The sequence below is a fragment of the Planktotalea sp. genome, assembly GCF_018607965.1.
Classification (GTDB): domain Bacteria; phylum Pseudomonadota; class Alphaproteobacteria; order Rhodobacterales; family Rhodobacteraceae; genus Planktotalea.
This window is the reverse complement of record NZ_JABBAM010000046.1, coordinates 9500-32941: the sequence shown is the minus strand read 5'-3', so window position 1 is coordinate 32941 and position 23442 is coordinate 9500. Positions and strand designations below refer to the sequence as shown.

22 protein-coding genes and 1 tRNA gene are annotated in these 23442 nt (G+C 54.2%); 12 read left to right on the top strand and 11 right to left on the bottom strand.

The window, feature by feature from the left end; genetic code table 11:
• Both QZ279_RS04430 and QZ279_RS04425 read left to right on the top strand, forming a co-directional pair.
• On the top strand, positions 1 to 349 hold a 349-nt coding region (locus QZ279_RS04430; RefSeq protein ID WP_293448436.1), incomplete at its 5' end, for a DUF983 domain-containing protein.
• A 44-nt stretch (positions 350 to 393) separates the two neighbouring features.
• The gene (locus QZ279_RS04425) at positions 394 to 1104 is read left to right on the top strand and encodes an NUDIX hydrolase (protein WP_293448433.1); all 711 of its coding nucleotides are present in this window, start codon (positions 394 to 396) and stop codon (positions 1102 to 1104) included.
• Between the two features lie 15 nt (positions 1105 to 1119).
• On the opposite strand, the gene QZ279_RS04420 is transcribed toward QZ279_RS04425, so the two are convergent.
• The 4 genes from QZ279_RS04420 to QZ279_RS04405 are packed head-to-tail and all read right to left on the bottom strand — an operon-like array spanning position 1120 to position 4872.
• Positions 1120 to 2025 carry a DMT family transporter gene (locus QZ279_RS04420; protein WP_293448430.1) on the bottom strand — a complete coding sequence of 302 codons (906 nt, stop codon included), beginning with the start codon at positions 2023 to 2025 and terminating at the stop codon, positions 1120 to 1122.
• Between the two features lie 14 nt (positions 2026 to 2039).
• Positions 2040 to 2942, bottom strand: coding sequence for a fatty acid desaturase (locus QZ279_RS04415; RefSeq protein WP_293448427.1), 903 nt, complete (start codon positions 2940 to 2942; stop codon positions 2040 to 2042).
• Between the two features lie 34 nt (positions 2943 to 2976).
• On the bottom strand, positions 2977 to 4176 hold the full coding sequence (locus tag QZ279_RS04410) for a DegT/DnrJ/EryC1/StrS family aminotransferase (protein WP_293448424.1): 1200 nt from the start codon (positions 4174 to 4176) through the stop codon (positions 2977 to 2979).
• Positions 4177 to 4188: 12 nt separating this feature from the next.
• Positions 4189 to 4872, bottom strand: coding sequence for an HAD-IA family hydrolase (locus QZ279_RS04405; RefSeq protein ID WP_293448420.1), 684 nt, complete (start codon positions 4870 to 4872; stop codon positions 4189 to 4191).
• A gap of 141 nt (positions 4873 to 5013) precedes the next feature.
• Between QZ279_RS04405 and glmU the strand changes: the two genes are divergently transcribed.
• The 3 genes from glmU to QZ279_RS04390 are packed head-to-tail and all read left to right on the top strand — an operon-like array spanning position 5014 to position 8875.
• Positions 5014 to 6369 (top strand): bifunctional UDP-N-acetylglucosamine diphosphorylase/glucosamine-1-phosphate N-acetyltransferase GlmU, encoded by a 1356-nt coding sequence (gene glmU, locus QZ279_RS04400; RefSeq protein ID WP_293448418.1) that lies wholly within the window; start codon positions 5014 to 5016, stop codon positions 6367 to 6369.
• Positions 6369 to 8189, top strand: a complete 1821-nt coding sequence (gene glmS / locus QZ279_RS04395; protein ID WP_293448415.1) for a glutamine--fructose-6-phosphate transaminase (isomerizing) — start codon at positions 6369 to 6371, stop codon at positions 8187 to 8189. The genes glmU and glmS overlap by 1 nt, the downstream gene beginning before the upstream one ends.
• Positions 8186 to 8875, top strand: a complete 690-nt coding sequence (locus QZ279_RS04390; RefSeq protein WP_293448412.1) for a DNA alkylation repair protein — start codon at positions 8186 to 8188, stop codon at positions 8873 to 8875. Before glmS ends, QZ279_RS04390 begins: the two co-directional genes overlap by 4 nt.
• On the opposite strand, the gene QZ279_RS04385 is transcribed toward QZ279_RS04390, so the two are convergent.
• Positions 8872 to 9363: a hypothetical protein gene (locus QZ279_RS04385; RefSeq protein WP_293448409.1), complete on the bottom strand. Its 492-nt coding sequence runs from the start codon at positions 9361 to 9363 to the stop codon at positions 8872 to 8874. The genes QZ279_RS04390 and QZ279_RS04385 overlap by 4 nt on opposite strands.
• A 99-nt stretch (positions 9364 to 9462) precedes the next feature.
• On the opposite strand from QZ279_RS04385, the gene moaA reads away from it, so the two are divergent.
• Both moaA and QZ279_RS04375 read left to right on the top strand, forming a co-directional pair.
• The gene (gene moaA, locus QZ279_RS04380; protein ID WP_293448406.1) at positions 9463 to 10470 is read left to right on the top strand and encodes a GTP 3',8-cyclase MoaA; all 1008 of its coding nucleotides are present in this window, start codon (positions 9463 to 9465) and stop codon (positions 10468 to 10470) included.
• Between the two features lie 102 nt (positions 10471 to 10572).
• Complete coding sequence (locus tag QZ279_RS04375) at positions 10573 to 11484, top strand: pirin family protein (protein ID WP_293448403.1); 912 nt, start codon at positions 10573 to 10575, stop codon at positions 11482 to 11484.
• A 127-nt stretch (positions 11485 to 11611) separates the two neighbouring features.
• Here the strand turns inward: QZ279_RS04375 and QZ279_RS04370 are convergent, their stop codons facing one another.
• On the bottom strand, positions 11612 to 12202 hold the full coding sequence (locus tag QZ279_RS04370) for a TetR/AcrR family transcriptional regulator (RefSeq protein ID WP_293448400.1): 591 nt from the start codon (positions 12200 to 12202) through the stop codon (positions 11612 to 11614).
• A gap of 109 nt (positions 12203 to 12311) precedes the next feature.
• On the opposite strand from QZ279_RS04370, the gene QZ279_RS04365 reads away from it, so the two are divergent.
• The 5 genes from QZ279_RS04365 to QZ279_RS04345 all read left to right on the top strand — a co-directional run bounded on the left by QZ279_RS04365 (position 12312) and on the right by QZ279_RS04345 (position 17182).
• Positions 12312 to 12701 (top strand): hypothetical protein, encoded by a 390-nt coding sequence (locus QZ279_RS04365; RefSeq protein WP_293448397.1) that lies wholly within the window; start codon positions 12312 to 12314, stop codon positions 12699 to 12701.
• A gap of 109 nt (positions 12702 to 12810) precedes the next feature.
• Positions 12811 to 14103 (top strand): homoserine dehydrogenase, encoded by a 1293-nt coding sequence (locus tag QZ279_RS04360; protein WP_293448394.1) that lies wholly within the window; start codon positions 12811 to 12813, stop codon positions 14101 to 14103.
• 181 nt (positions 14104 to 14284) lie between these two features.
• Complete coding sequence (gene glpX / locus QZ279_RS04355) at positions 14285 to 15256, top strand: class II fructose-bisphosphatase (RefSeq protein WP_293448392.1); 972 nt, start codon at positions 14285 to 14287, stop codon at positions 15254 to 15256.
• Between the two features lie 3 nt (positions 15257 to 15259).
• Positions 15260 to 17005, top strand: a complete 1746-nt coding sequence (gene recJ, locus QZ279_RS04350) for a single-stranded-DNA-specific exonuclease RecJ (protein ID WP_293448389.1) — start codon at positions 15260 to 15262, stop codon at positions 17003 to 17005.
• A 102-nt stretch (positions 17006 to 17107) separates the two neighbouring features.
• Positions 17108 to 17182: transfer RNA gene (locus tag QZ279_RS04345), tRNA-Glu, on the top strand.
• 156 nt (positions 17183 to 17338) lie between these two features.
• On the opposite strand, the gene QZ279_RS04340 is transcribed toward QZ279_RS04345, so the two are convergent.
• The 5 genes from QZ279_RS04340 to QZ279_RS04320 form a co-directional block, all read right to left on the bottom strand.
• On the bottom strand, positions 17339 to 18715 hold the full coding sequence (locus QZ279_RS04340) for a TRAP transporter large permease (RefSeq protein ID WP_293448387.1): 1377 nt from the start codon (positions 18713 to 18715) through the stop codon (positions 17339 to 17341).
• Between the two features lie 3 nt (positions 18716 to 18718).
• On the bottom strand, positions 18719 to 19399 hold the full coding sequence (locus tag QZ279_RS04335; protein ID WP_293448384.1) for a TRAP transporter small permease: 681 nt from the start codon (positions 19397 to 19399) through the stop codon (positions 18719 to 18721).
• 90 nt (positions 19400 to 19489) lie between these two features.
• Positions 19490 to 20491, bottom strand: a complete 1002-nt coding sequence (locus tag QZ279_RS04330) for a DctP family TRAP transporter solute-binding subunit (protein ID WP_293448381.1) — start codon at positions 20489 to 20491, stop codon at positions 19490 to 19492.
• 278 nt (positions 20492 to 20769) lie between these two features.
• Positions 20770 to 21987, bottom strand: coding sequence for a response regulator (locus QZ279_RS04325; protein WP_293448379.1), 1218 nt, complete (start codon positions 21985 to 21987; stop codon positions 20770 to 20772).
• Positions 21984 to 23442 (bottom strand): ATP-binding protein (locus QZ279_RS04320; protein ID WP_293448377.1); only part of this gene is annotated, 1459 nt, incomplete at its 5' end. The genes QZ279_RS04320 and QZ279_RS04325, both read right to left, overlap by 4 nt.

Sequence of the window (23442 nt, the reverse complement as noted above, 5' to 3'; positions counted from 1 at the left end):
TCGTAAATGTCCGAATTGCGGAAGCGGCCCTGTTCTGCGCGGATATTTAAAAATGCGCGAAAGCTGCACAGTGTGTCGCCAAAACTTCACACATGCGCGCGCAGATGACGGACCTGCCTACCTGACAATTTTGATCGTCGGGCATTTGATGGCACCCTCATTGCACTTTGTGTTTGTAAAATTCCGCCCCGAACCACTGATCTTGTTCACGATCTTCGCTGTCGGATGTATCGCCCTGTCGCTCTATTTACTGCCGCGTTTCAAAGGCATGATTGTTGCATATCAATGGGCCAAACGCATGTTTGGCTTTGAACAAGAGACAGCCCTTGATACACGCGAAGCAGCATGATTGTTTGCGCTTAGGTAAATTCTTTACCGCGGAGTGCAAACGCAATGACTGAAACGCCCAAGATTGACAAAACCGCTATCCGCCATGCATCCACCGTGATCGTGCTGCGCGATCGTGCGACAAATCCACGGGTTCTTATGGGGCAACGCGGCGCTAAAGCGGCCTTCATGCCCAATAAATTCGTCTTCCCCGGTGGCGCGGTCGATGCAGGCGACGCTGATATCGCGCTCGCGGAACCGATCAATCCACACTGCACCCAACACTTATTACAAGAAACCGACAGCGATCGCACACACGCACTCGGTGTTGCAGCCATCCGTGAGCTTTGGGAAGAGACCGGCCTTGTGCTGGGCACCAAAGGCACTTGGACCACGGATGCCCCCGACGATTGGCAAGGTTTCGCGGCCACGCACCACCTGCCCGACGCCTCTGCCCTGCAATTCGTGTTTCGCGCAATCACACCACCTGGGCGCCCTCGCCGTTTCGATGCGCGCTTTTTCTTGATTGATGCAGATGCTTTGCAAGGTAACATCGACGATTTCTCAAACGCCTCTGATGAACTCTCTCACTTGCAATGGATCGCATTGGAAGATGTGCGTAAATTCGACCTGCCCTTCATAACCGAAGTTGTCCTCGCAGAGGTTTCAGGGCGCACAAAAGAAACTGCACCCCCCAAAAGCGTGCCAATGTTTCTAAACTCAGAAGAAGAAAGCTTGTTCCTGCGCCTTTCAGGCGCATCCCCACTTGATCAGTAGAGCGACATCAAAGCGTTACCGTGTTACCAAAATCAACAGCAAAACACTTGCGGATAGAAAACCAATCCCTAGTCCTTCGCGCAGGCTTAGCTTTTCTTTGAATACCAACGTCGAAACGATCAATGAAAAGATCAGCTCAATCTGTCCCAATGCATTCACGTACGCTGCAGTTTGCAGGGTAAAGGCAACGAACCATCCCAGACTGCCTGCCACACTCGTCAGTCCGATCAGCGCCGCTTTGCGCCGCGCAGACCAAACGGCCCCCAACTGACCGGGTTCGCGAACGCGTAACCAGATTGCCATGGCAGTGAATTGCATCAAGGTCACAGCTGATAACGTCACCGCTGCCCGCAAGAGCGGTGCGTCTGCCCCAACTTCCAAAGTTGCAGCGCGATAGGTCACTGCTGAAATTGCGAATAAAAACCCTGATCCAAGCCCCAAGGCCGCTGCCCGCGTGCAAACGCGCTGAACCCAACCGCCCTCCACACTTGGCGTTTTGGATAATAGCAACACCCCGAACAGCCCAATAAGGATCGCAAAGAACCCATAGCCAGACACGCCCTCGCCCAGCACCACAATGCCCACCAAGACCGACAGTATGACTTCTGTTTTCTTAAACGTGATGCCAACTGCAAAATTGCGTGTCCTAAAAAGCGCCACGACACAGACCGTCGCCATGATCTGCGCCAAACCGCCAATCGCCCCCATAAGCCAGAAGCGTGCTGTGATCTTTGGGACATCAACATCATTCAAACCAAACCATGCGACCAACACAACAGCCAATAACGGCGCGGAATACGCAAAACGCGCAAAGGTCGCGCCGCCAGTGCTCAGCGCGCCCATGCTCAACTGCTTTTGCAACATAAAGCGAACGGTTTGAAAAATCGTCGCAACGATCGTGGCAAATATCCAAAGCTCCATGATCGCGCTTTTTCCTATCCGTTGTTTGCGGGCCGAAGTGGATGTGCGACGGGTTCTTTCGCTTTGAAAAAATACGGGCGAAACACATCGGCGTAGGACCCGAAGCGATAGCCCTCGTTGTTTTCCAAAAACCGCTCTTTCCCGGACGCATAAAGTGCGGGCAGATCATACCATGACACACCAGGATTAAGGTGATGTACCGAATGGAGGTTATTGTTCAAAAACAAGAATGCCAATAGTCCGCGATCCTCAATGATCACAGTGCGCCCTCGCGCTTCTTCATGCGCTTGGTGCTCAAGGTATGTGCGGATTTTCAAAACGGACAATCCAGCATAGACCGCAAGGAAGTAGGCCCAAAGCGGCATCGCCCCGAACGCCAACACCCACCAAATCGGTAAGGCCGCAGCTGGTACGTGCCACACCCAACTGATCAGCACACGCTTATTACCTGCGATGATCAGCTTCCAATCGGCCAGCATAAAGAAATACTGCCCAATAAGCGGCCCAACCAAAACACGTCCAAACAGCGTATTATTGAAATTAAACATCGCCTTAGAGGGCGTGCTCAACTTACTCCAAACCTTCGGATCAAGATAACAGCTTTCTGGATCATCATAAGGATCGGTCAACCGGCTATCCACGTGATGCGCCAAATGTGTGTCGCGAAAACGGATGTAGGGAATGGCAAAACTAAGCGCGGGAAACACCAACGCAGCGTTCAAATGTTTGTTGCGAAACGGATGTCCGTGCAGCGCTTCGTGGGCCAGCGAAGAATGCAATGCGACCGACAAGACCGCTAAGGCAGTGCCCAAGGGCAGCCAAAGCGCGGCCAGCCAAGTCGTCGCCACAGCAAACGCCGCATAACATGCAATCAACACCGCACAAGTCGGCCATTCGAAACGGCGAGAAGCCGACATAAACTTTTCCTAAACTACCGTAGTGTACGTGATCTCACGCACCCATCTCTTGATAAACCGCCGATACTTCTGAGCGAATGATCTGCGCGATGAACGCGCAATCCTCAACACTGAACGTCAAAGGCAGCCGCATATCCACAATGCCGCGCAAAATCTCATCCGTTGCGGGCATTGGTTCGCACGCCACATAGCGCCAACTATCATAACGCGAGGTGAACGCCACAGGTTCTGCACCGCCAAACCACTTCAACTCGACCCCGCGCGCAGAACAACGTGCAATTGCCTCTTTCACGCCCTCAGCGCTCCATCCCTCCAAGAGGAACTGAATGGACGATCCAACATAGCGCTCTTTAACATCCCGCGCGATCACAGTCAGACCTGTTGTATCGGCCAAACCCTGCTCCACCGCACGATAGCGATCATTCCAACGTGTCACCTGTGTCTCTAAATCCGCCAATTGAGGGCGCAAAATGGCGGCGCGCAAGTGATCCATGCGGCCAGAAATATTGGGTGTTTCATATTTGATCTGTGCAAACGCTTCTTTTGGGGGTCCCGCCAAATGACGCTCAAACAACATATAACTGCCCGACAACATGATCGCACGCGCCATAAGGTCGTCGTCATCACTGACCAACAAGCCGCCCTCACCCGAATTCACATGCTTGTACGTTTGGCACGAATAGCAGCCCATTACGCCATTACGCCCCGACCACGTTCCGTTCCATTTGGCCCCCATCGTATGTGCGCAGTCCTCAATCACTTTGATCCCCGCAGCGTCACAAATCGACATAAGCCGATCCATATCGCACATGTGACCACGCATATGGCTCAAAAGAAGAACGCTGGCTTGATCGGATTTGGCCTCAAGATCGTCCAGATCAATCGTCAAGTCACGGGTGACCCCAACAAAAAGAGGGTCGCCCCCTACGGCTGCAATCGCGCCCGGGACAGGTGCGAGTGTAAACGCGTTCGACAGAACTTTATCTCCCGCCTTTACGCCAACCGCGCGCAAAGCCGTTGCCATAGCATATCCGCCGGACGCCACGGCCAAGCAATATTTCGCATCTACCGAGGTTGCGAACTCTTGCTCTAGCAGCGCTGTTTCGCCGTGCTCGCCGTCCGCTACGTTGTAACGGTGCAAACGACCTGACTGCAAAACCCGCAGTGCGGCGTCAATCCCTGCCTTCGGGATCGGTTCTTGTTGGGTGAAACTGCCAGTAAAACGTTCGCTCATAGTGTCTCTCGCTTATGCAGGGAGTATTTTTTCAATCAAATCAGGCAAATCATCGAAGTGATCGAGCAGCGCATCGGGTTCCAGCGCGCGAATATCCGCTTGTCCCGCAGCCGCACCCGGCCCGAACGTTACAAGCACGCTTGGTACACCCGCAGCACGCGCCGTGTTGTGATCCGTGATCGTATCCCCAATCAGACAGGCGCGCTTGGGATCCCCGCACAAACGGCGCACAGCTTCAAAAAACGGTTCGGGATCAGGCTTGCGCACAGGCAACGTATCCGCACCTATGAGCGAGCCAAACGCATCCCGCACGCCCAACTTGGTCATCAATATTTCTGCCAAATACTCTGGTTTGTTCGTGCAAATACCGACCGGAATGCCATTTGCACCCAGTCTTTCAATCGCCGCCATAACCCCAGGATATAGTACCGTATGGACAGCAATCACCTTTTCATACGCATCCAGCAAGGGTTTGTACTGTGCATCAAGCACGGCTGGATCAGGGGCTTGCCCTGTTTCACGCTCAATCCCGCGGGTCAGCATTGCACGGCCTCCGCGCAGTGCCACGCCCGCATCGGTGGAGGGATGCAAACGAACAGCCATACCCAAGTTCTCGAAACATGTGTTCGCGGCGGCTAATAAATCACCGCTGGTATCAGCAAGCGTTCCATCAAGATCAAAAATTACTGTGCGCATAGGGACTCCGAACTAATAGAGGTGATCCGAAAAGCGATGCACCTGACACACACCGCAATCTAGTGTGATCATGCGCGCCTTGCGGCATCTCAAAGTTTAGGTAGAACGGACGTTAATAAATTGCAAAGAGTATTCCCTAATATGAGCATTGCTCTGCTTATCCTTGCTGCTGGCAAGGGCACCCGTATGAATTCTGATCTTCCGAAAGTTCTGCACGAAGTGGCAGGCGCACCAATGCTTGTCCACGCCATGAAAAGCGCCGACGCGTTGGACCCCTCAAAAACGATTGTTATCGCGGGTCACGGTGCCGATGCCGTGAGTGCTGCAGCAACCGCCTTTGACGAAAATGCAGAGGTCGTTTTGCAAATCGAACAGCTTGGCACTGCGCATGCGGTCGCCCAAGCGAAGACTGCCCTTTCCGAGTTCGAAGGCGATGTGATTGTTCTCTACGGTGACACGCCCTTTATTAGCCCCGAAACGCTTGAACGAATGGCCATTGCACGCGCATCACATGATGTCATCGTTTTGGGTTTTGAGGCCGCTGATCCGGGCCGTTACGGACGCCTTGTCATGTCTGGCGACAGCCTTGAAAAAATCGTTGAATTCAAAGAATTATCTGATGATGAACGCAAGATAACGCTTTGTAATAGTGGCGTTATTTGTGCCAATTCTGATGTTCTGTTCGACTTGATCGATGCCGTCACAAACGAGAATGCAGCGGGTGAATATTACCTCACCGACATCGTAGAAATCGCGCAATCTAAAGGTCTCAGCGCGACGTCGGTCACCTGTGACGAAAGTGAAACGCTGGGCGTGAATTCACGTGTCCAACTCGCCGAAGCAGATGCCATTTTTCAACGCAAAGCCCGCATAGATCTGATGGAGGCTGGCGTCACCTTGCACGCCCCTGACACAGTCTATCTTTCACATGATACCTACATCGGCCCTGACACAATCATTGAACCCAACGTGGTCTTTGGCCCTGCCGTTACCGTAGAGAATGGCGCACATATTCGTGCTTTCAGCCATCTTGAGGGGTGCCATGTGAGCCGCGGCGCAACTGTAGGCCCCTACGCGCGCTTGCGCCCAGGTACAGAACTCGCGGAGTTCACGAAAGTTGGCAATTTCGTTGAGATCAAAAACGCAGTGATTGATGAGGGGGCTAAGGTGAATCACCTCTCCTACATCGGCGATGCGCATGTCGGCGCGCGTGCAAACATTGGTGCGGGAACAATCACCTGTAATTATGATGGGGTCATGAAGCATCACACCGAAATTGGCGAAGCTAGTTTCATCGGTTCCAATACATTGCTGATTGCGCCCGTCTCTGTTGGTGCAAACGCCATGACAGGCAGCGGTACAGTGGTCACCCAAGATGTGCCAGATGACGCGCTTGCCATTGCAAGAACCAAGCAAGTGAACAATCCTGGCCTCGCAGTCAAATTGTTCGATATGTTAAAGAAAAAGAAAGCTTCCAAAGCAAAAGGAACGTCATAATGTGTGGAATTATCGGGATACTCGGTCAACACGAAGTCGCACCAACGCTTGTTGAAGCCCTACGTCGCCTCGAATATCGCGGCTATGACAGTGCGGGAATTGCAACGGTTAACGATGGTGTTTTAGAGCGCCGTCGCGCAGTTGGAAAGCTGGTGTACCTGTCCGACCTTCTGGTGCATAATCCGTTGGCAGGCAAATCTGGCATCGGTCACACCCGCTGGGCCACGCACGGTGCCCCGACCACCGAAAACGCGCATCCCCACCAAGCAGGCCCCGTCGCAGTCGTTCACAATGGCATCATCGAAAACTTCCGCGAACTGCGCGAAGAGCTTGCGGGCCACGGTATTGAATTTGTCACCGAAACAGATACCGAAACCGTCGCCCTCTTGACCCATCACTACATGCAAACGGGCCTCAGCCCTGTTGAAGCTGCTGAAAAAACCCTGTCCCGCCTTGATGGCGCGTTCGCTTTGGCGTTCTTGTTCCACGGTGAAAATGATTTAATGGTCGCTGCGCGCAAGGGTTCGCCGCTTGCGATTGGTCACGGCAATGAAGAGATGTACATTGGTTCTGATGCTATTGCGCTGGCCCCTTTAACCAATCGTATCACATACTTAGAAGAAGGTGACCGCGCAGTTTTAACGCGTGACAGTCTGAAAATTTGGGATGCAAAGGGCCATCAAGTAGGCCGCAACATGCGCGTGATCGAGATTGACACAGCAAAGGTCGACAAATCTGGCTTTGATCATTTCATGGCCAAAGAAATAGCAGAACAACCCGTTGTTGTGGGTGCGGCGATCAACAATTACCTACCGATTGCTGGTAATGAAGTGCTGCTTCCCGGTGTAGATATCGATTTTTCCAAGATCGAACGCCTCACAATGGTGGCCTGCGGAACTGCGTTTTACGCGTGTCTAACCGCGAAATATTGGTTCGAAAAGCTCGCGCGTATTCCCGTTGAAGTCGATGTTGCATCTGAGTTCCGCTATCGTGAACCGCCCCTCCCTGCTCAAACGGCAGCGCTTTTCGTAAGCCAATCTGGTGAAACAGCTGACACGCTCGCAGCCTTGCGCTACTGCGCAGGTAAGGCCGATAAAATCCTGTCTGTAACCAACGTTGCCGAAAGCTCGATCGCACGTGAAAGCGATCAAACCTACCCCATTTTTGCGGGTGTAGAGATCGGCGTGGCCTCAACCAAAGCTTTCACATGCCAGCTAACAGTTTTACTGTCCCTCGCTCTAAAAGCCGCACGAGATCGCGGCACGATGTCAAAGGCAGCGCTTAGCGAAGCCGTCGTTGCAATGCGGTCTTTGCCGGGTTTGCTGAATGTTGCTTTAACGCAGACAGATGAAATCAAAGGCCACGCGCGCAAGCTTGCAGAAGCACGCGATATCCTTTTTTTGGGACGCGGATTGATGTACCCAATCGCGCATGAAGGCGCACTCAAATTAAAAGAAATCAGCTACATACATGCCGAAGCTTATGCATCAGGTGAGCTAAAGCACGGCCCCATCGCGCTAATCGACAAAAAGGTGCCAGTGGTTGTTGTGGCACCCTCAGATGAGCTGTACGACAAATCAATTTCAAACATGCAGGAAGTCATGGCACGCTCGGGCAAAGTCCTGCTTATCTCTGATCGCAAGGGCTTGGCGCATGCAGGCGATGTTTGGGGCAGCATTACGATGCCCGAATGTCACCCGATCATTAGCCCGATTGTCTATTCGATCCCTGCTCAATTGCTGGCCTATCACACTGCTGTCGCCAAAGGCACTGACGTGGACCAACCCCGTAACCTAGCCAAGTCTGTGACCGTAGAATGACCTATATCGAAGTGATCCAAGCGCTCAGCGAAAAGACGAATCCTGAACGTGCTGCCGATTTGGCGAAGTATCATAAGGTCCTGCGCCCCTACTACGGCGTGTCGAATACAGAACTGAACGAAATAGGCGCAGAGTTACGCGCCGTTGAGAGTGACGACTACGGTGTGGATCTTGCATCCAAACTTTGGACAACAAACGTGTTTGAGGCGCGCATACTTGCAGCCAAACTTGTGACCCGTGCGATTATCCGCCCCGACACCGCAACCTGGGACTTGATAACAAGCTGGGTTCCCGATCTTGATTGCGAGGCCATCGCAGATCAAGTTTGCAAAGCAGGTCAGAAACGCGTGGCTATGAATCCTGCGCGTCTTGATGAGATCGAGACTTGGACAAAATCAGACCACGTCTGGACACAGCGCGCCGCTCTGGTGATGACACTTCCGTGGACCAAACAGAACAATCCCAAGCCCGCAGATCTAGACGCCCGCGAATGCATTCTTGGCTGGGCCGCCACATATTCCAACGATCCTCTCTGGCTGATCCAAAAATCCGTGGGCGTGTGGCTGCGCGAACTTAGCAAGCACGACGCACCGCGCGTTCAAGCCTTCTTGGACGCCCACGGTGACGCGATGCGACCCTCCGTGCGCAAAGAAGCCGCGCGCAATCTACCGTCTGTGGACGCTTAACCGCCTGAGAAAACTTCGACTTCAGGCAATTCAGTGAGCGGCGCTTCGATCAATCGGAACGCCGCAAGCGACAAACGGCTCCCCGCGGAATCCGCGCCCTCAATCGGGATAAGATTAACCTGTACAGATTTGCCTGTGCCGGGATAGACAACGCGGCCTTTGCCTTGTGCGCTGACCATTGGCGTTTTTATCCAGAACCCCGCTTGCGTGGGATCACCAAGCGACACAACGGTCAACCCAAGCCGCTTTTCGCTGGCCACAACCGGGGCCGCGGCGGCAGCTTTGCGTTCCTCAGCAGTGGTCACATCAAATTCTTCCGCCGTGCGTGCCGCTGTCGGAACCACGCGCCCCAGTCCGGCGGGGCGCACCTTTGGACGCACTTGCGTAGCGTCGGCGACGACGTCGATCTCTGGAATTGCAGTCGTTTCAGGCATTTGCGTACATGCGCCTAAAACCAGCAGCGCGATCGGAAAAAATCTATGTTTCATACCACTATATTTATCCCCTGACGCAGCGAACGCAATAACGTGTTCACGCGCCATCAATGTCCCCTTGCGGGCTGTGCAAACGCGCACTAGTTTCACGTCATGAATGCTCCCCTGATTGATCCTTTCGCCCGTGCGATCACCTATTTGCGCGTCTCTGTGACAGACCGTTGCGATTTTCGCTGTGTCTACTGCATGAGCGAAAACATGCAGTTTCTTCCCAAGAAAGAGCTCCTGACGCTCGAAGAATTGGATCGTATGTGCAGCACGTTTATCGACTTGGGTGTGAAGAAGTTGCGGATAACCGGCGGTGAACCGCTTGTGCGACGCGATATCATGACGTTTTTCCAAGGGATGAGCCGTCATTTGGACAGTGGTGCGCTGGAAGAGCTGACGCTAACGACCAACGGCAGCCAGCTTTCGCGCTTTGCAGAGCCGCTGTATGCGGCAGGTGTGCGACGTGTGAACATCTCACTTGATACGTTGAATGAGGAGAAATTCGCGCGTGTGACCCGCTGGGGCAGCCTTGTGCAGGTTCTCAAAGGGGTCGACGCAGCGTTGGCAGCGGGGCTAAAAGTGAAAATTAATGCGGTCGCTTTGAAAGACTTCAACGAGGACGAGCTGATCACGATGACACAGTGGTGCGCTGAGCGTGACATCAGCCTGACCTGGATCGAAGTCATGCCAATGGGCGATCTCGGCAACGAGGATCGTGTGGGTCAATATTGGGCGCTAACCGATTTGCGCAAACAATTGGCGCAACATTACACGTTGACGGAACTGACAGAACGCACGGGCGGCCCTGCCCGCTATGTGCGCCTTGAAGAGACTGGCCAGAAGATCGGTTTTATCACACCGCTGACGCATAATTTCTGCGAAAGCTGCAATCGCGTGCGCCTGACCTGTACGGGCGATCTGTATCTGTGCCTTGGTCAGGAAGACATGGCCGACCTGCGCGCCCCTTTGCGCAACTACCCGAATGACAACGCCCCCCTGCAAGACGCAATTCGCGCAGCAATCGGGATCAAACCCAAGGGCCATGATTTCGACTATTCGCGCCAAAAAGCCGATGGCCAAGTCACACGCCACATGAGCCACACAGGCGGCTAACCCCACCCCTGTGCAACCACGCACAGACACGGTTGGAATTCGCCCAATTGCACGCAATGCAGCGCACCTTATGTCTGCCTCAACAGCAAAAGGAGACATCCATTGTCCGTCAGCTCAAAATTCGAAACGTCCGCCGCAACGCCCACACTAGAGGGCGCAGGCGTTCACTTGCATCGCGCCTTTGGGTTCCAAGACCCAACCAAACAAGATCCCTTCCTCTTGTTCGACGACTTTCGTGGTGATCACCCCAGCAAATTCGAAAAAGGGTTTCCATGGCATCCCCATCGCGGAATCGAAACCATCACATACGTTCTGAATGGCACGGTCGATCACGGCGACAGCCTTGGTAACACAGGCTCGCTTGGTGCGGGCGATGTCCAATGGATGACGGCTGGTTCTGGTATCATGCACCAAGAAATGCCGCACGGAAATGCCAAAGGGCAGATGCATGGGTTTCAGCTCTGGGCCAATCTCCCTTCAGCGTTGAAAATGACCGCGCCACGTTACCAAGACGTTGAAAGTAAAGAGATACCAGAGATAACAGATGATGACGGCACACGTGTGAAAGTCGTTGTGGGCGAATTCTGGGGCAAGCGTGGACCTGTAGATGGTATTGCCGCCGATCCGCAATACCTAGATGTATTCGTGCCTGCTGGCGTCAAGAAAACCTTCAAACTTAGCCACCATCGTCGCGCATTTGCGTATGTATTTGAGGGCAGCGCGGCCTTCGTTGACGCCTGCGCCCCCATGGGTGTGCTGCTCGAAAAAGAAGTCGGCGGCGAAGAGGTCAACATCCGCGATATGTCGGGCAACCGCACACTGGTTAAATTCGGCGCGTCCGAAGAGGTGACCGTTCAGGCCGGCGAAGACGGCGTGCGCTTTTTGCTGATTTCAGGACAACCTTTGAAAGAACCTGTCGCGTGGCACGGACCTATCGTAATGAACACCCGCGAGGAACTGATGCAGGCCGTGAAAGAACTGCGCAACGGAACCTTTATCAAACCGGCGCACTAAACTGCAATCCGTAAGGTCGCGTGATTTCACGCACCCTGACGTCTGGACGCGTGATATGTGATCGCACGTCCAGTCACAGTAAGTATCGGAATTTTGTGGCCCGTCGCAACGTTCTAAAGGCTGAACCCTACGTCGCGGCCACCGCTTTGCGCACCATTTGCCAATAGATTTCTTCGACATCCTCGCGGCTTAGCGCGCCGCTGTCACGATACCATGTCGTCACGCCTGTCAGCATCGCGATTACAGCGCGCGACGCAACTTTTATGTCCCTAAGATCGAACACTCCCGCGACTTGACCCGCGCTCAAGATCGCCATCAACTCACCTTCATAGGTGGCACGCAACTGCTCGAGCTGTTCGAAATGCGGCTCTGTCAGGTTGCGCAATTCCATGTATGCGATGAAAACCGCGTCGGGGCGATCAAGGTGAAAGCGAATGTGAAATCGCGTAAAACCTTCTAAGGCCGCCAATGGCACTTGGGCGACATCCTGCGCAGCGCGCGCGGCGAGCAATTCATCCATATGCTGCTTCATCAAATCAAACAGCAACGTCTGCTTGTCAGGCGTGTAGTTATAGAGCGCGCCCGCTTGAACACCGACATCAGCCGCAATTTGACGCATAGAAACAGTAGCATAGCCATTGCGTGCAAACAGTTTTTGCGCCGCCTTGCGCACGCGTGGGCCCGTCGTGCCCGAATATGATCCCTGAGTTCTTGCCATCGGGATAGGTTAACTGAACATGCGTTCAAAAAAAACCTGTAATCCGGTTTACCTTGCCAGTCGCGTGTTGCTGGGCCACTAAGGCCAAAAGTTTTTGGACCGACGTTTTATGACACATCTTAGCACATCAGCCATTTTTGCTCTCGCCCTTTTGTGCGCAAGTGTATCAGGATGCAAAAAATTTCCGGAACTCGAGCTTTCTGAAGAACAGTTCGACAGCAAATTACCCTACCCGGAACTCGTGCCTCTTTCGGTGTTGTTAGAAGAATCCAAAGCAACAATCACTGACGACGTCGAAACCGACTTGACCACGCGGCGCGATGACCTTCTCACAACACCCGATGGCGCGACAGTTGAAGAAACCAAGGATCCCCTTCTCGAACGTCTCGACGCTTTGCACGAACGCCGTGAGGCAGAAGCCGACGAAGGCTCGATCTTTGACGATGAACTGCGCAAACGCCTAGAAGGTGGAATAACGCCACCAACTGTCCCAGAGTAGTCTCTCAGAAACCGCCAAAAGCCATAAAAGTGACATTGCACAGATGCCCTTGCCCCAGTAAAGCCAAGGAACGCAACCCTTGCGCCCATTTCGTTCTAGGAGACTTCACATGACCAAAGCTACACCATTACGCCTCGGAATTGCAGGACTTGGAACAGTTGGAAAGGGCGTGGTCAAAATTGTGCGCCAACAAGCCCAACTGCTGAGTGCGCGCGCGGGTCGCGATGTCGTCATCACAGCTGTCTGCGCACGCGATCAAACGCGCGATCGCGGTGTATCACTCGCGGGCTATGCGTGGGAAACAGACGCTGTCGCGTTGGCGAAACGAGACGACGTGGATGTGTTCGTCGAATTGATAGGCGGTGACACCGGTCCTGCTAAAGATGCTGTCGAGGCCGCATTGGCCGCTGGCAAAGACGTGGTCACAGCGAACAAAGCACTGCTTGCCCATCACGGCCAAGTCCTCGCAGAAACCGCCGAAGCCGCGGGATCAGTCATCCGCTATGAAGCCGCTGTTGCAGGGGGTATCCCAGTAATCAAATCCCTCCTTGAGGGCCTTGCTGGTAACGAAATCACGCGCCTCATGGGCGTGATGAACGGCACCTGTAACTACATTCTGACCAACATGGAAAAATCAGGCCGTGGCTATAACGCGCTTTTCGATGAATGCGCCGAACTTGGCTACCTAGAGGCCGATCCAAACCTTGACGTTGGCGGCATTGACGCTGGTCACAAACTCGCCCTGCTCGCCTCTATCGCGTTCGGCACACGCGTTGATTTCGCGTCCGTCGAACTTGAAGGTATCCAGCGGATCGAGCTGCAAGACATCAAACACGCCGCTGACATGGGCTTTAAGATCAAACTATTGGGCGTCACCCAAATGACGGGCCGTGGATTAGAGCAACGCATGACGCCTTGCCTCGTGCCCGACACATCCGCTCTCAGCCAGCTTGATGGAGGCACCAACATGGTCGTGATCGAGGGCAATAATGTCGAACAAATCGTCCTGCGCGGCCCGGGTGCTGGCATGGGTCCCACCGCAAGTGCTGTGATGGGTGACGTCATGGATATCGCACGCGGCATTCGCATTCCCACATTCGGAATTCCGGCGACGCAATTGCAAGACGCGCCCTCCGCCGTAGCAGCCTCACCCGCGCCCTTCTATTTGCGCGTCGGACTGCATGACAAACCCGGCGCTATGGCCAAAGTCGCCAGCATCCTTGGCAACGCGGGCATCTCTATCGACCGTATGCGCCAACTCGGCCACGCCGACGAAACGGCACCTGTTCTTTTTGTCACGCATAAATGCATGCGCCAAGCGCTGGACCAAGCGATCGAGGCGATCAACAAGACCGACGTTGTTGCGACGTCCCCTGTTGCCCTGCGTATCGAAATTCTTTGAAACGAATTCACTGACCTTTAAATACCTCGACAGCATGCGAGAGGGCTGGCTCTCTCGCCTGCAAACCCCACTTCGAAACCCGAATGTCAGCGCAAACACGCACCAGACACACGCTATCCCCCTTGTCTTGCCACCACCGTCCCGCTACCCAAATAGGTGTATGCGAAGAAGGACGATCCAAATGGCGCAATTAACAGATTTCAATGACCGTATGCTATCCCTTGGCCTTGCACGGGTCGCAGAACAAGCCGCGATTGCCTCTGCCAGCCTGATCGGGCGCGGCGATGAAAAGGCTGCTGACCAAGCCGCCGTCAACGCAATGCGCGAACAACTCAACCTTCTCGATATTGCAGGCATTGTCGTCATCGGTGAAGGTGAACGCGATGAAGCCCCCATGCTCTACATTGGCGAAGAGGTCGGCACAGGCAATGGCCCCGGCGTCGATATCGCGTTAGATCCACTTGAGGGCACAACGCTCACGGCCAAAGATATGCCCAACGCGCTGACCGTCATTGCAATGGGGCCACGCGGGTCCATGCTGCATGCACCCGACGTTTATATGGACAAACTTGCCATCGGCCCAGGCTTTGCAGATGGGATCGTCACGCTTGATATGCCCTACGCAACGCGTGTTTCCGCGCTTGCCACTGAAAAAGGCTGCGCGCCCAGCGACATCACTGTGTGCATGTTGGAACGTCCTCGCCACGAAGAAATGATCGCCGAAGTCCGCTCGACGGGTGCTTCTATCCGTCTGATCACAGACGGCGACGTCGCAGGAGTCATGCATTGCGCGGAACCTGATTTGACAGGCATCGACATGTATATGGGCACAGGCGGCGCGCCGGAGGGCGTGCTGGCCGCATCGGCTTTGAAATGTATGGGTGGCCAAATGATAGGCCGCCTGTTGTTTCGCAATGATGATGAACGCCGCCGCGCTGACAAAGCAGGCATCACAGATCTAAATCGCATCTATACGCGTGACGATATGGTGACCCAAGACGTGATTTTTGCCGCCACAGGCGTTACAGGTGGCACGCTGCTTCCAGCAATTAAACGCGAGGTAGGCTATGTTACGACAGAAACCCTGTTGATGCGTTCAAAAACAGGCTCCATGCGTCGCATGTCCTACCGTGTTCCAACAGGCGGGCACTAAAATATGGGTGCCTTCCTCAACGTCGAACACTCTCTCACTGGACGACGCTGGGTTGGCCCTGACATCAAGATCGCGCGCCACGCTGAAGCCATGGCACAGGTCACTGGCCTGCCCGCACCTCTTTGCAATGTGCTTGCCAAACGCGGTGTTGCACCCGAAGAGGCCGACGCATTCCTTGCGCCCACCCTCAAAGACCTGCTGCCCGACCCGCGTTCCCTGCGGGATATGGAAAAGGGAACCGCTCTTATTTTGGCAGCCGTCAAAGCCCGTCAGAAAATTGCGATCTTTGCGGATTACGACGTAGACGGCGGTACATCCGCTGCGTTGATCATTGATTGGTTGCGCCATTTCGACCAGAGCGCGACGCTTTATATTCCTGACCGCATTGATGAAGGCTACGGTCCTAACGATGAAGCCATGTCCATGCTCGCAAGCGCGCATGATCTAATCATCTGCGTCGATTGCGGAACGCTGTCGCATGGACCAATTGCGGCGGCTGTCGGCGCTGACGTCGTGGTTCTGGATCACCACTTGGGCGGCGAAACATTGCCCCCCGCATATGCTGTCGTAAATCCAAATCGTGCGGATGAAACGGGTGATCTCGCACATCTTTGTGCCGCGGGTGTTGTGTTCCTGATGCTTGTTGAGGCTGGCCGTCAACTGCGCGTGGACGGTGCAAGCGGCCCTAACCTTTTAAACATGCTTGATCTTGTGGCCCTCGGCACGGTCGCAGACGTTGCGCCCTTGATCGGTGTGAACCGCGCGTTGGTGCGCCAAGGCCTGACCGTTATGGGGCGTCGCGAACGGGTCGGCATCACCGCCCTTGCGGATGTGTCGCGCATGGACACAGCCCCCTCATCCTATCACCTTGGATTTCTGCTTGGCCCACGCGTCAACGCAGGCGGACGCATTGGAAAAGCCGACCTTGGCGCACGCCTTTTAGCCACCCGTGACCCGCATGAGGCCACGGCCATGGCCGAACGCCTTGATATGCTTAACACAGAACGTCGCGATATTGAAAACAACGTGCGCGCTGCCGCATTAGAGCAGGCCGAGCAACGTGGCTTTGACGCCCCGCTCGTCTGGGCCGCAGGCGAAGGCTGGCATCCCGGTGTCGTGGGCATCGTTGCGTCCCGCCTGAAAGATGCCGCGCACCGACCCACAATTGTCATCGGATTTGATGGCGAAGTGGGCAAAGGTTCTGGCCGCTCCATCTCGGGCGTCGATCTGGGTGCGTCTATCCAAAAGCTCGCCCAAGAGGGCCTTATCGAAAAGGGTGGCGGTCATAAAATGGCGGCTGGCCTGAGCCTGTCACGCGCGCAACTTGAACCCGCGATGGCGCGCTTGACTGAGTTGATGGCCAAGCAAGGCGCGGGTGATGCTGGCCCTGCTGATCTGCGCCTAGACGGTGGTCTCTTAATGCCCGGTGCCGCGCAAGTCGAATTGATCGAACAGATCGAACACGCTGGCCCATTCGGTGCTGGTGCGCCTGCCCCGCGCTTTGCCTTTCCTGATTGTGAAATCCGTTTTGCAAAGCGCGTCGGAGAAACCCATCTGAAAGTTACGTTTGGCGATGGCCTTGGCGCGCGCATTGAGGCGATTTGCTTTGGCGCAATGGACAGCCCGCTTGGCCCAGCCCTAGAAAACCACGGCGGGAAACGATTCCATCTCGCGGGTCGCCTAGAGATCAATTCATGGGGCGGACGTCAAAGCCCGCAATTGCGTTTAGAGGACGCTGCACCCGCTTAATAACGCTGCGAAAACCGACTTTAAAACTTCTGTTAAAAAACCTAACTTTTACTCTTGCGCGGGTCGGCGTCTTTGCCTAGAACCGCCTCACACCAGCTCGCTGGCCCGTTCGTCTATCGGTTAGGACGCCAGGTTTTCAACCTGGAAAGACGAGTTCGATTCTCGTACGGGCTGCCAGCTGGTGTAAATACCCCCCACCTCTTGAAATACTTGGACTTTTCTGGCATTGCTCCACGACAAGCGTTTTGCGGTCTGCACCTTGAAGATAGCACGCAAAAAAACCGCGCCCGAACTTAATCGGACGCGGTCGTATCTAAATAAACAGCCTTTTCGCTATTTGATAATGATCTCCGGCCCCATGAAGTATGTGGGCAAGAAGGTCGATATGATCGGAATGTAAGTGATCATAATCAAGAACACGAAGAGCACGGCAAGGAATGGCAACGCCGCACGCACAACACGCATCATCGGCATGCCCGCGACACCAGAGGTGACGAACAGGTTCAAGCCAACGGGCGGTGTGATCATACCAATCTCCATGTTCACAACCATAATGATACCAAGGTGGATCGGATCAATGCCCAGCTGGATCGCGATTGGAAACACCAGTGGTGCAACGATCACGATCAGACCAGAGGGCTCCATGAACTGACCACCGATCAACAAGATCACGTTGACGATAATCAGGAATACCACAGGACCAAAGCCCGCATCCAGCATCGCGCCTGCGATCTGTTGTGGAATTTGCTCGTCCGTGAGAACGTGCTTCAAGATCAACGCGTTGGCGATAATGAACATCAGCGTGACGGTCAGTTTACCCGCATCAAACAGCGTATCACGCGTGTCTTTATGGAAGAACGCTGTAATCAGGGCCCAAGGCTTTTGCAGCAATGTGGCATTCGGCTGCCCTTCAACTGTCTTCAGCGGTCCCATATCGCGGTACACGAAACTTGCGATGAAGAAGGCATAGACAGCAGCAACCGCTGCGGCCTCTGTCGGGGTGAAGATACCGCCATAGATACCGCCCAGAATGATCACGATCAGGAATAGACCCCAGCCCGCCTCAGATCCAGCAGCCCAGACTTCGCCCCAGCCCTGCCATTCACCTTTGGGTAGGTTCTTAACCTTGGCGATGGCATAGATTGTCACCATCAACATGGTTCCCGCCATAAAACCCGGGATAACACCCGCAAGGAACATACGTCCCACGGACACATCCGTTGCAGATGCGTAAACAACCATAACGATTGACGGTGGGATCAAGATACCGAGCGTCCCCGCATTGGCGATCACGCCTGCTGCAAAGTCTTTGGTATATCCGACCTGAACCATGCCAGCGATCACGATAGATCCAATGGCGACAACCGTCGCAGGGCTAGACCCCGACAATGCCGCGAACAACATACAAGCGAACACACCCGCAATCGCCAGACCACCGGGAAGATGGCCAACAATGGCGATCGAGAAACGAATGATCCGCTGCGCCACACCGCCCGTCGACATGAACGACGACGCAAGGATAAAGAACGGGATCGCCAGCAGCGTGTAGTGCCCTGCCATCGCTTGGAAAAACGTCTGCGCAATTGAGGCCAGCGATGTATCACTCAGCACCAACAGGAACAAAATGGACGAGAACCCGAGCGAAATCGCGATAGGGACGCCGACCAACATCAGGCCGATCACCATGGCAAATAGAATTGCAACTTCCATGACTTAGCCCTCCTTATTCATATGGGCGACGTTTGCGACGTCTTCTTCGGATTCGTGACTAACGATGATCGTTTTCTGCATTCCTTTGACGACGCGGATGCCGACTTGGATAAAACGGAACAGCAAAAGGCCAGCACCAAACGGAAGCATGGCATATGGAATGAAACGCGGTAGCTTTTCGTATTCCTCGCCTTGATTGAACATGCCCTCTAAGAATCGCAGCATTTCTGGCAATGGAATATCGTTGGTCTCATACCACGCCTGATCGCGCGTATTTTCGAAACCCGTTGGGAACCAACGACCAGACGTTGCATCAAGACCTGCAAACGGTGCCCAGTAATCCCACGCGCCCTTTGTCAACAAAAACGCATAAGCGATACAAACGCCAACGGCGACAATCGCCAGAATACGCTTCTTTGGCGCATCAAAGAGGTTGATGATCGCATCAACACCCAAGTGCGCGGTTATTTTGACAGCATAGCTAATGCCAAAAAGCACGAGCCAAGCAAAGAGGAAGGTGACCATCTCAAGCCCCCAAATCAATCCTGTATTGAACCCATAACGCAGAACCACATTGGTGAACGTGATCAGTGTCATAAGACCCAAGATCAGCGCAATCGCCGTCTCTTCGATCTCATTCACAGCGCGGCCCAGTGCAGTTTGCGGCTGATAATGCGCAGACATGCTCTTGCCTCCTCAAATTGTAAAATGTGAATTTTTAGAATGGATCGGCGCTGGTATTTCCGCGCCGATCCTAACGACAATAAAGCCGTCTTAGTGGTTCATGTTGATCGCTTGTGCTGCATCGATGTTATCTTGACCAACGTCTTCGCGGAACTGCTCCCACACTGGCTTCATCGCAGCAACCCAAACGTCACGCTGCTCTGCGGACAACTCACGTACAACGCCGCCAGCTTCGATGATTGCGTCTTTTGCAGATGCGTTCACGGCTGTGGACTCAGAGTTACGTGCAGCCGTGACTTCGGTCACGATTGTTGTCAGCTGCTCACGCACATCGTCAGGCAAGTTGTCCATGAAGTCTGTGGACGTCACAACGAGATAGTCGATGATACCATGGTTGGTTTCTGTAACACCGTCCTGCACTTCGAAAAACTTACGGCCATAGATGTTGGACCATGTGTTCTCTTGACCGTCCACAACGCCTGTCTGCAAGGCACCGTATACTTCTGAGAAGGCCATTGGCTGTGGTGAACCACCGATTGCCGCCATTTGTGCTTTCAAAACGTCAGAGTTCTGAACACGGAACTTAAGGCCAGCTGCGTCTGTTGGCAGTGTCAGTGCTTTGTTGGCTGACATTTGCTTCATGCCATTGTGCCAGAACGCAAGACCCAAGAGACCACGACGTGTCATGGATTCTTTCATCGCCTGACCCGTTTCAGATGTCTGGAACTCGTCAACTGCGTTGATGTTCTTGAATATGAACGGAAGGTCGAACAGGCGGAATGTCTTTGTGAACTGCTCAAACTTGGAAAGCGAAGGAGCCGCCATTTGAACGTCGCCCTGAAGCAATGCTTCTAGAACCTGGTCATCGTTATAAAGCGTGGAGTTCGGGAAAACTTCCATGCAGGCTTTGCCGTTCATCTCGTCGTTGACGCGCTGCTCAAGCAAAGTTGCGGCGATGCCTTTAGGGTGCTTGTCCGTGTTTGTCACATGGCTGAACTTGATGACGATTTCGCCGTCGTCACAGGCTGCGACTGCTGTGTTTGCAGTGACGGCAAGTGCCATTGCGGTTGCTGCTGTTACTAAGAATTTCATGATAATCTCCTCCCAGAGAATTGTTTTAGTTTTGAAGCAACGACTCGTCCGTTGCTTCTGTGTTGTTCAGAATGATCATAAGCGGAACAACGCTCAAGCTTTTGTTACCAATCCTCCGTCGTAGATTTTTTTTTTAAAAATTAATGCGTTACCTAGAGTGCATTAAAAAACACGCCCAAATGTGTGCGGATATCCACACAGGCACCTATGCCAAATGTGCGATTCCCCGCACATCTTTGCCCCACCTTCAAAACAAAGCCGCTTCACCGAAACAAGGTTCAGGTGCGATAATTCTCGGGCTTTAAGTCGTACCGCGCGAGCTTGTCATAAAACGTTTTGCGTGGAAGCTTTAGCGCCTTCGCGGTCGCGCTCGCCTGCCCTTTGTGCTGACCAAGGGCCGACACAAGCAAAGCCCGTTCGACCTGTGCCAACTGTTCGCTCAACCCTAATTGCAAGCTCGCGTGCACCTGCGTGTCGCCCCCCAATACGAAACGCGTCGCAGCACTCATCAGAGACCGCGCATTGCCGGGCCAGTCTTGCGCGATCAAGTCTGCTATCTGATCTGACCCAACTTCGGGCGCAATTGTCCCCGATTGTTCGGCCGCTTGTGCAACGTATTGGGCAAAGAGCACGGGGATATCTTCGGGTCGCTCTGCCAAGGTTGGAATATGCGCGCGCCCCACATCAAGGCGATAGAACAGATCAGGATTCAGTGCAGTTTGTAGCGTGTCTCGCGTCGCCCCCCCCCCGATCACACGTACATTGACTGCTTGCTCTAACCGATCGAGCAATTGAAACTGGCTTTGGGCTGGTGTCGCGCTGATTTCATCAATGAACAGTGTCCCACCTTTGGCATCGTCCAGAGCCGCGTCCAAAGCGACCGGATCAAGGCCTGCGCCACTGCGTTTCACAAACGGCGCGCATGCGGATTTTGAGCACAGGTGAATAACCTCCGCGACTTTATAGATCCCCGTTCCCGGCGCACCACTCAGCAACGCATCACTGCCTGTTCGTGCGACGGCGCGCACCTGCTCGCGCAGGGCTTCTGCTTTGTCTGACACTCCGAATATAAGCCGCGCCGCAGGATCACCCGCCTCTAGCTGTATTTTCAAAGCGCGGTTTTCCAAAACCAGCGCTCGGGTCTTTAGGGCGCGTTCGACAACCACCATCAGGTCACTTGGCGCGCAGGGCTTTTCAAGAAATCCGAACGCCCCCTCGCCCATGGCGCGAACTGCCATCGGAATGTCGCCTTCACCCGTCAGTAGGATTACGGGCAAATCGACATCGACGTCTTGAGCATAATTCAATAAATGAAACCCATCGCGCCCCGGCATGCGCATGTCCGAGACAATGACGCCCTCAAAGCCACGCGTAATATGATCTTTGGCGACAACGAAGGACGCAGCAGGCACCGGATCGCACTCTGCCAACATCAGGCTTTGCGCCAAGGCCTCGCGCACAGGGGCGTCGTCTTCTACCAATAAAACCCGTCTCATATCATGCCCTCAGCCTGTGCGACATCGGATGCCGCTTCCAGTTCTATTGTGAACAACGCCCCCCCACCTTCGCGGTTTTCGCCTTTGATATTTCCGCCAAAACTTTGCACCAGACCGTATGAAATCGACAGGCCTAAACCCATCCCCTCGGACGCTCCAACCTCTTTGGTCGTGTAAAACGGGTCAAAAATACGGTCCGGCGCAGTGATCCCCGGCCCCGTGTCCGCCACAGTCGCACGCACACGCGGTCCCATTTGTTCCACTGCAATCGTCAAACGCCGCACGTCGCGATCCACCATTGCGTCACATGCGTTCGTGATGAGGTTCAAGAAGACCTGCCCCAAACGCACTTCACCGCCGCGCACATGCACGGTATCTTCAGGCGAACTCCACTCCAATGCGATATCGCCCTCGCGGCGTCGCGCGTTGTTTAGATCAAGAGCACCCTCAATGATCGACACCAGATCAACCGTGCTAATCGCTTCACTTTCATTGCGCGCAAAGGCCCGCAGGTTCTTGATGATCCGCCCCATACGGCGCGCGAGTTCGGAAATTCGCTTCAAATTCTCACCAGCAATGTCGGCCTGACCGCGCTCTAGAAAGACCGTGCTGTTTTCCGCGAACGAGCGGATCGCCATCAACGGCTGGTTCAATTCATGTGAAATGCCCGCAGACATTTGTCCCAACGCGCTTAACTTGCCCGCTTGCACCAATTCGCCCTGCATCACGCGCAGCTCTTCAGTACGCTCCAGAACCCGTGCTTCAAGTTTTGCGTTCTGCACCGCCAAAACGCGCCGCCGCTCTGTCACCAAAAACAACAACGCGCCCACTGCCAGGCTCAGGGCTGCAAAGACAGCCGCCTGCAATCCCGCCAAACGCAAGGCAGGTACCACATCAATCAACGCTTCCCCCGTCAGGCCGATCACTGGCATGGGCCGCACCAAATGAAGCGCCCTCTCGGGCAAATAGGGACCCCAATTGATGTTCCACAATTCATAAGGTCCGACAAATCGCGCCGCCGTTTCTTGCAAGCGTCCTGCGCGATCGCGAAACTCACTTTCCAAGCTCTCGCGCGTCCAAAGCAGCATCTCTGTCCGGTTAGACACAAACACATCCCCCAGATCGTCGGTGAAAAACACCGCAGGACGTCCACCACGCCATTCAAATTCGATCGCTTCGACCTCGATAATCACAATCAGCGCACCACGCGCTTGTCCATCCACACCAAAGCTAGGAGCCGCAAAATAATAAAGCCGTCGCTCGTCCGCCCCTGTCACATCATGATGCGCCCCAAGTGCGCCCTGTATGGCACGCCGAAAATAGGACGAACTGGCAAGGTCCAATGGAATATCATCATGCGCCGCCGCCAACACAACCCCGCGCCGATCCACATAAATCAAATTGCGTGCGGACGTTTTATCCGCGGCCTCCAGCAAAAGGGCCTGCGCGTCCTCA